General features: G+C 50.4%; 6 protein-coding genes and 1 pseudogene. All 7 read right to left on the bottom strand.

The window, feature by feature from the left end; genetic code table 11:
- On the bottom strand, positions 1–251 hold a 251-nt coding region (locus B9Y59_RS16040), incomplete at its 3' end, for a hypothetical protein (protein WP_442856143.1).
- Positions 252–284: 33 nt separating this feature from the next.
- Positions 285–563 (bottom strand): type II toxin-antitoxin system YafQ family toxin, encoded by a 279-nt coding sequence (locus tag B9Y59_RS00055; RefSeq protein ID WP_015517764.1) that lies wholly within the window; start codon positions 561–563, stop codon positions 285–287.
- Complete coding sequence (locus B9Y59_RS00050; protein WP_085530977.1) at positions 556–822, bottom strand: type II toxin-antitoxin system RelB/DinJ family antitoxin; 267 nt, start codon at positions 820–822, stop codon at positions 556–558. Before B9Y59_RS00050 ends, B9Y59_RS00055 begins: the two co-directional genes overlap by 8 nt.
- Positions 823–1,074: 252 nt before the next feature.
- Complete coding sequence (locus B9Y59_RS00045; RefSeq protein WP_198945572.1) at positions 1,075–2,526, bottom strand: hypothetical protein; 1,452 nt, start codon at positions 2,524–2,526, stop codon at positions 1,075–1,077.
- A gap of 415 nt (positions 2,527–2,941) precedes the next feature.
- The gene (locus B9Y59_RS00040; protein WP_085530975.1) at positions 2,942–4,189 is read right to left on the bottom strand and encodes a plasmid recombination protein; all 1,248 of its coding nucleotides are present in this window, start codon (positions 4,187–4,189) and stop codon (positions 2,942–2,944) included.
- A gap of 289 nt (positions 4,190–4,478) precedes the next feature.
- The gene (locus B9Y59_RS00035) at positions 4,479–5,003 is read right to left on the bottom strand and encodes a hypothetical protein (RefSeq protein ID WP_002569224.1); all 525 of its coding nucleotides are present in this window, start codon (positions 5,001–5,003) and stop codon (positions 4,479–4,481) included.
- 41 nt (positions 5,004–5,044) lie between these two features.
- Positions 5,045–5,403 (bottom strand): annotated as a pseudogene (locus tag B9Y59_RS00030) (hypothetical protein); the annotation flags it as partial.

The following is a 5,403-nucleotide window of genomic DNA, read 5'->3' as shown; positions in this document are numbered from 1 at the left end:
TTCCGGTCTAATTCTCCCTGCAGCATAGCGATCAAAGTGGTTTCGCAAGTTTCGCAACTTGCTTTCGCCGGTTGCGAAACTTGCTTTCGTTCAACACCTAAATAATGCTGATATATGGCGGTTTTTTGACTTTCGCTGATTGCGAAACTTCCTTTCGCATCTTTCGCAACATGGTTTCGCCTACACCATGCACGAACTGCCTGTTCCGACACGCCACATTCTATTGCAATTTCAGTTATCACACCCGCCATATATCATCACCACTCTTTCATCTGGAACGATTCTCAAAACAAATCGCTATGAGAACCCGTCCTAATCAATTTCAAAATCAATGTCTCTCTGACAACCTTGTAAACAAGCAACCAATCCGGCTCAATGTGGCACTCTCTCATATCCTTATAGTTTCTGGAATTAGTGAGAGCGTGATCTCGATACGCCTCCGGCAACGGTTGCTCATTGCATAGCAGCGTAATGACTTCTTCCAGTTTCTTCGGATTGCAACCCCGTTTTACCGCAAGCTTATAATCTCGTTTGAACTGCCCCGTAAACTCCGGCTTAAGCATTAAGTGCCTCCATCAGATCGCCAACGCTGTCAAACGGTCCAAATATATCCTCGCCCTTTTCTGCCGCTTCCATCGCCGCATAGGTAACAGCGTTCGGCTCGTCTACCTTGACCTCAAAGGGAAGTCCATGACACCTAAGTGCCTGTCGATAAAAAATGCCCGTTGCCGTACTCAAATCCATTCCGAGGGACTTAAAGAGAGCTGCCGCCTGTGCTTTCAGCTCCGGCTCCATTCTTATCGTCATATTTCCTTTAGCCATAATAGCACTCCTTTCCTCTCATTTTTAGCTTGCACTAATATTATACTCAATATTCGTGACATTTGCAAGTGCATTGCAAATGTTTTTTGCAACTTTTCTATGAACAGTGCTTTCTATATGGTAACACCGCAGCGTGTACATTTAGGGGGTGAAAAAGCCTTATTTCGCGCGGTTTTCAAGCCTCGTTTTCGGTGTGGTAATATAAAACCCTTACCCGCCCCGAAAACGCCTTGCAGGGCGTTTCTGGGGCGTTTACAGCCCTTTCTTAAATTCCTCCACCAACAGATCGCTCAAAGCCTGTGATGGGCGTATTTTGACCGTTATATGCCCCTCCGGTACGGTGTCCCACCATTTGCGGATCGTTTTCGGATCAAGTCCGGTGTCCCTATGACAATCGGCCTTGCGTCCCTCTGGATGCTCCTGCCGCCACGCATAGACTTGCGCTTTCTTTTCTTCTGCCCCTTTTCTTCTCCATGTGCCGCCAGGATAATCCACTTCCTGCACCGCCCGTGCTCTTTTCAAATGCTCTTTCTGTGATCTACCATTCCTCTTGTTGCGCTCGATGCGAACATCGGTCAGAGCTTCAATATCGGAAATCGTGAAATTGTAATACTCCTTGTCGTAGGCTTCCAGCGCACTCCGTATATCTTCCTCGGTCAATGCGTTCTCATGCTTCACCATCTGCAGATCATCAAAAGCCTCTTTCATATCCTGCCGGAGCTGCTGCTTCGACACACCGCATTTGTAAGCATAGATAGCAAGGCACATCAAAAAGAAATACCGATGCCCGCCCTTTATCTCTCCGATCTGCCGCAGCCACCAATGGTAGAGCGCATACGGATCATCACCATGCACCTTTCCGGCAATGTCCCACTTCTTACGTCCTTTCTCGCCTCTCACAACAACACGCTCATACCACTCCGGATATGCCTCCCTCGCCTCAGCTCGTGTCATTTTGGATGGGCTGAAAGGCTTATTGACATCCACCCTGTTTTCTGGCTTTGCGTAGGAGTTCAGATAATCCAGCGTTACCCGTTCTCCGGTACGGAAAGCGACCAGCTCCGTCCCATGCTTGTCATTGATGCTGCCCACCATGCGGAAGCTCTGATTGATGGATTGATACTGGATCGCCTTGACCTGCGAAGTGCTGCCATACTCCCATAGCCGGAAAGTGAGGTCATATTTCAGACTTTTAAGCTGAATTTTTATATTCGGGTATAGGTCAATCGGCTGCTGGAAAACATAGTAGATATGCAGCCCTGTCCCCGACAGAACAAGGAAAGTCGGCATCGGCAACCGGCGCACTCGCTCCGGATCGCCGCCAAAGCGCAGAAAGAGGTTGCGCAGCTCGGCAAGACCTACGCCATCCAGATCGAAGATCAGAGCATACATCCGCTGGGCGTTCTCCAGCCTGTTCTCCTTTCTGCGATATGCAAGACCGCTGCACAAAGTAAGGCTGTTCCCCTCGACAAACTCCATGTACTCCTGTTCCCATGTGTCGTTATACATCTTCCTGCGCCGGAGCTTCTTATCCTCGCTCTGTTCGTCCCGATACAGATACACAGCGTTCGGATGGGAAAAATCCGTGTGCCGTTCTCCGGAGTTCTCATTGTCCGGAAACAGCTCTTTATAAAACTCATAGCCTCCGACCTCCGGATATTGTGCGCTCAAATACTCGTAGCAGCCTCGATAATTCTCGGTCATATTACCACCTCACAAAAGAAAAAGTACCAAAAAGAAAATCCGCTGCGGCGGGGATCGCCTGCGGGCGGGAAGGGGGAAAAGGGGGAGCAAAAGAGCGGCGGCTACGCCGCCTTAAAGAGAAAGTCACCTCCCCCTTTTCCCCCTCGCTGCGGGTCATTGAAAGTGCCGCCACTATGGAAAACCCGATGGGTTTACCACAGTGGCTTGGAAAACCTCTAACGAGGTTTACCACACTTCCAACACCCCTCCGCTCACCCCCTTTTTCCCCTCCGACTTTCTCCCTTTCAGAGAGAGAAAATATAGGTTGGGAGTACCCTTACAGGGGGCTTAGATTATCAATACAGCAATTCCCTATTTTCAGTTGTTATTATAGCCTGTCCGAAAGAGATTTTCAAGCCCTCCGGACAGGCTTCTTTTACAGCTCCATGCCGCCCATTCCTCGCTGGTACTGCTGTTGCTCCTGCTGCTGTCCAATCTCCGGATCGGGCAGCAGCTCTCTCGCCTTTTCAAGCAGAGGACGCAGACGCTCCGGCAAGTGTTCTTCCAAGAAGTCCAGCATCCGACAGATGCCGTCCGTCAGACGCTCGGTGAAGCTGCGTTCCTCCTGCAGCTCGGATTGCAGATAATAGTTTTCATCACGCAGCCTCCGGTTTTCCTGTTCAAGCCTCTGCTGCCGCTGCGCTTCTTCCAGCCGCTTCTTCATGGACGGCACCTGTGACCGTAGACGGGTGTTTTCCTCCGTCAGCTCTTGTACCTTGTGCCGATCCGTCACGCTGCGCAGTGCCATTTTCTTTAGCTGCTCGACCTGATCCACCGTCACGCCCTTTACTGCCCCTGTGAGCGTCTTTTCCGGCTGAATATCATGCAGGGGTACATTTACCCTGTCAGCCTCCTTTAAGAGCCGCACAGTGCCTTTCAGAACGTCCCGCTGCCGTTCCAGCTCAGCAACCTCCCTCTCTACTGCCGCTGTCTGCTGCTGCACCGCTTCCAGCCTCGCAGCCGCTTCCTTGAACTGCGGCAAGTCCATGTGCGGTCTGTTCGTGCCGAGAGAGATAATTTCAAAATCGTGCCGCTGGGCGATCTCTGTCAGAGCTTCTTTCTCCCGTTCCATCCACGCCGCCCATTCGGTCTGCTTTCTGCCGACACCGACAAACCCCTGCTGCTTCAATGCCTGTTTCATAGATACCCTTGTAGAAAGTCCTCTTGACTGCTCCGTTGCCACAGGGATAAAATCGACATGGAGATGGGGCGTTGCCTCGTCCATGTGCAGCACCATATTGAACACCCGCAGATGGGGGTTGCGTTCTGCAAAAGACTCCGCAAAATCTTTCAGAGCTGCCGCCGCCCGTTCTCCGTCCGGCGTACCGCACCCACAGTCGCTCATGTTGCCGATCTGGAAGATCGCTTCATGGAACAGCTTTTCCTGTTTACTCTGCCGGATATGCTCATAGTAGTCCGGTATCTTATCTCTCGTTTTGGTTTTCTTTGCGTTGTAGGCTGCGAGAGCTTCATCAAAGACCATATGATAGACCTGCTTCAGATCCTCGTTGCAGAAAACAATGTTCTGCTCCGTCCGGCTCCGGTCTACATTCGCCGCAGAAAAGCTGCGGTTGTTGTGCCGGATGCTCCCTGCACCTGTCATGCCCGAAATCGTAACTCCCATAAAATCGCCCCCTTTCCGCTTATTCTTCCGTCCTCTATTTTATCATAAATTTCCGCTGAAAACAACCTCTTTGTTACTTTCTGGTGAGAAAGTAACGCAAAAGCACTTTCACACCGCCGCCCCATCGGTGCAGCGGTGTGAAAGTGCTTTGCGCCCCTAAAGGGGAGGGGTTGCCGGAGCTGCTTCACTGCCGGCTCGTGCCTGCTGCTCTACCAGCTCCGGAGGGGCGCTGCCCCTGCCGTCTGCGGACGGCTCCCCGAACTTCATCCCACCGATAAACTGGAAGTTGTCAAAGAGAATTGTTCCAGTATTCCACAGTATTGCCATTCACATCATAGAATGTAATGGTTCCCGCACTTATAGGCAAAACAATCGCAAAAGGTTTATTGCTGTCAATGTCAAGCACTTGAATTGTGTTGCCGTCATCTATTTCAAGCTGTGTTACCTGTTGCTGATTCATAGAAATAAATGCTCGCTCATTATATCCTTCTACGGTGTACTCGGCAATTCCTCTTTGAACCCCCGAAAGGTTTCCACCCCCACGGAAAAAGTATCCAAAGGAAAGACCAGGACGGTTGACATAGACGGAAAAAGAATGGTCACTCAAATCCTGAGGGTAAGAAATATATGCAGCCATCGTGCTGGAAACGCTTCCATCGACCGTCCAATCATCCTTAATCTTCTGCGACGAACGAATATCTGCCTCCAGCTTAGATGAAGTCACGCCGATCTCATTGTTCGTATAAAGAAAACAAACAAATAAAATACAAGCAAGAACAACCCCTATCACAATTTTAAGAAATATTTTTTTCACGCTATCAAAACTCCTTGTCAACTCCCGATTTGTCGTTCTGTTTAGTCCCCAAAGAACCTACTAAACCAGCTACGCTTTTGAACCGGTTCTGTCTCATGCTCCGGCTGATCGGCTCCGGCCTTGCCGGAAAGAAGCTGCTGATGCATCGTCCCAGCATGGAGAGCCTGGGCCGCTGCCGCAGTCTGCTGTGCCGTCACCAACGCCGAGCTGACCTCCGCCAACCTTGCGTTCAGTTCCTCGATCTGCTTGTCCTTTACAGCAAGTTGCTCGCTTTTCCGGTCTAATTCTCCCTGCAGCATAGCGATCAAAGTGGTTTCGCAAGTTTCGCAACTTGCTTTCGCCGGTTGCGAAACTTGCTTTCGTTCAACACCTAAATAATGCTGATATATGGCGGTTTTTT

Origin of the sequence: Anaeromassilibacillus sp. Marseille-P3371 (genome assembly GCF_900169665.1) — a bacterium.
In the GTDB taxonomy this organism is placed as follows: Bacteria; Bacillota; Clostridia; order Oscillospirales; family Acutalibacteraceae; genus Anaeromassilibacillus.
Note: the sequence above shows the minus strand (reverse complement) of the source record. Positions and strands in the feature narration are given on the sequence as shown.

Bases quoted from the DNA above. Each gene is read 5' to 3' on its own strand.
- B9Y59_RS00055 (WP_015517764.1), bottom strand. From the start codon at position 563: ATGCTTAAGCCGGAGTTTACGGGGCAGTTCAAACGAGATTATAAGCTT.
- B9Y59_RS00050 (WP_085530977.1), bottom strand. From the start codon at position 822: ATGGCTAAAGGAAATATGACGATAAGAATGGAGCCGGAGCTGAAAGCA.
- B9Y59_RS00045 (WP_198945572.1), bottom strand. From the start codon at position 2,526: ATGACCGAGAATTATCGAGGCTGCTACGAGTATTTGAGCGCACAATAT.
- B9Y59_RS00040 (WP_085530975.1), bottom strand. From the start codon at position 4,189: ATGGGAGTTACGATTTCGGGCATGACAGGTGCAGGGAGCATCCGGCAC.